1 protein-coding gene is annotated in these 387 nt (G+C 65.4%); it reads left to right on the top strand.

The genetic code is table 11. The annotated features are described in order from the left end of the window. A partial coding sequence (locus EVJ23_RS15115; RefSeq protein WP_145963492.1) for a transposase occupies positions 1-387 on the top strand: 387 nt, incomplete at both ends.

The raw sequence follows: 387 nt of genomic DNA, 5'->3' as shown, positions 1-387 counted from the left end.
CTACCGCTCCCTGCCAGGACTTGGTGTCATCCTCGGCGCCCGGGTGCTCGGTGAGTTCGGGGACGACCCGAACCGATACACCAACGCCAAGTGTCGCAAAAACTACGCCGGAACCTCGCCATTGACCATTGCGTCCGGCAGGAAGCGCGCCGTACTGGCCCGCCACATCCGCAACCGTCGGCTCTACGACGCGATCGACCAGTGGGCCTTCTGCGCGCTAACCCGAAGTCCCGGAGCTCGACAGTTCTACGACCATCGCCGCGCTGAAGGCGACCTCCATCACCAAGCACTGCGGGCTCTGGGCAACCGCCTCGTCGGCATCCTGCACGGTTGCCTACGCCACCGGACCCGCTACGACGAACACAAAGCCTGGGCACACCGCACACC

Origin of the sequence: Exiguobacterium sp. SH1S1, assembly GCF_004337245.1 — a bacterium.
Classification (GTDB): domain Bacteria; phylum Bacillota; class Bacilli; order Exiguobacteriales; family Exiguobacteriaceae; genus Exiguobacterium; species Exiguobacterium aurantiacum_A.
This window is presented reverse-complemented; position numbering and strand designations above follow the sequence as displayed.